The following is a 1,447-nucleotide window of genomic DNA, read 5'->3' as shown; positions in this document are numbered from 1 at the left end:
GTGCTGTGGGAGGGGCAGGCCCCCGCCCGCTCCCGCCGCGGCCGGCGGCGGCAGCAGGCCCGCATCGGCACCCTCTGGCAGGACCTGCGCCTGATCGAGGAGCTGACCGTCCAGCAGAACCTCAACGCCGCCCGCCTGGCCCGCTGGGGCTGGCCCCGGGCCCTGCTCAACCTGCTGCTGCCCCTCGACACCGAGGCCTGCGCGGCGGCCCTGCGGGCGATGGATCTGGATCCGGCCCTGCTGGAGCAGCCGGTGACGGCCCTCTCCGGCGGCCAGCGCCAGCGGGTGGCGATGGCTCGCCTGCTGCGCCAGGAGCCCACCCTGCTGCTGGCGGATGAACCCCTGGCCAGCCTCGATCCGCGTCTGGCCGGCGAGCTGCTGGCCCTGCTGCTGGCCCAGGCCGTGGCCCCCCGGGCCCTGCTGCTGAGCCTGCACCGCCCCGACCTCCTCGCCGGCTTCGATCGGGCCGTCGGCCTCAGGGACGGCCGGGTGCTGTTCGACGGGCCCGTGGCGCAGGTGACCCCCGACCTGCTGGCGGATCTCTACGGGGGCACCTCGCCCGGCGTGGCCCCTTGAAACCGGCGCCGCCGCTGCTGATGCTGCTGCCGGCCCTGGTGCTGGTGCCCCTGGCCGTCCTGCTGCCGCCGCTGGTGCATGGGGGCGGCTGGGAGCTGATCGGCGGTTTCCTGGCGGCGGCGGTGACGCCCTCCCTGGATCCGGTGGTGCTGGCGTCGCTGCTGAAGGGGCTGGGGGTGACGGCCGGCATGGCCCTGCTGGGCTGGGCCGGCAGCCTGGTGCTTGGCCTGCTGCTGGGGGTGTGCAGCTCCCGCACGGTGTGGCGCACCCTGACAGGCAGCGCCCTGCCGGCGGAGCTGATCCGCCGCCTGCTGGCCCTGCCCCGGGCGATCCATGAGCTGATCTGGGGCCTGCTGCTGCTGCAGCTGGTGGGGCTGCAGCCGGCGGTGGCGGTGCTGGCGATCGCCCTGCCCTTCGGGGCCCTGGTGGCGCGGGTGCTGTCCGACCTGCTCGATGCCCTGCCCACCGCCAACCTGGAGGCCCTGCGGGCGGCGGGCGCCCCGGCGCCGGCGGCCCTGCTCACGGCCCTGGGGCCGGCCCTGCTGCCGGGGGTGCTCAGCTACGGCGGCTACCGGCTGGAGTGCGCCCTGCGCAGCGCCACCCTGCTGGGGGTGTTCGGCCTCGGGGGTCTGGGCACCGACCTCAAGCTGACGCTGCAGTCGCTGCAGTTCCATGAGCTCTGGAGCGGCCTGTGGCTGCTGCTGGCGGTGATGCTGGCCCTGGAGGCGGGCATCAGCCTGCTGCGGCGGCGCTGGCTGGTGCCCGGCCGGTTCGTGCTGGCCCGGCGGGGGGTGGGCGAGCGCAGCCGCGAGATGCTGCTGGCCCTGGTGGCCCTGCTGCCCCTCTGCGTCGTGGTGGGCCGGTCCCTCGG

2 protein-coding genes are annotated in these 1,447 nt (G+C 76.1%); both read left to right on the top strand.

The genetic code is table 11. The annotated features are described in order from the left end of the window. Positions 1–576, top strand: a 576-nt coding sequence (locus tag VB737_RS07015) for an ATP-binding cassette domain-containing protein (RefSeq protein ID WP_500312206.1), incomplete at its 5' end; no start/stop codon positions are given. Continuing rightward, the coding region (locus tag VB737_RS07010; protein ID WP_500312205.1) for a PhnE/PtxC family ABC transporter permease at positions 573–1,447 on the top strand (875 nt) is incomplete at its 3' end. The genes VB737_RS07015 and VB737_RS07010, both read left to right, overlap by 4 nt.

The organism is Synechococcus sp. BA-120 BA3, from assembly GCF_034931285.1.
Taxonomy (GTDB): Bacteria; Cyanobacteriota; Cyanobacteriia; order PCC-6307; family Cyanobiaceae; genus Cyanobium.
Note: the sequence above shows the minus strand (reverse complement) of the source record. Positions and strands in the feature narration are given on the sequence as shown.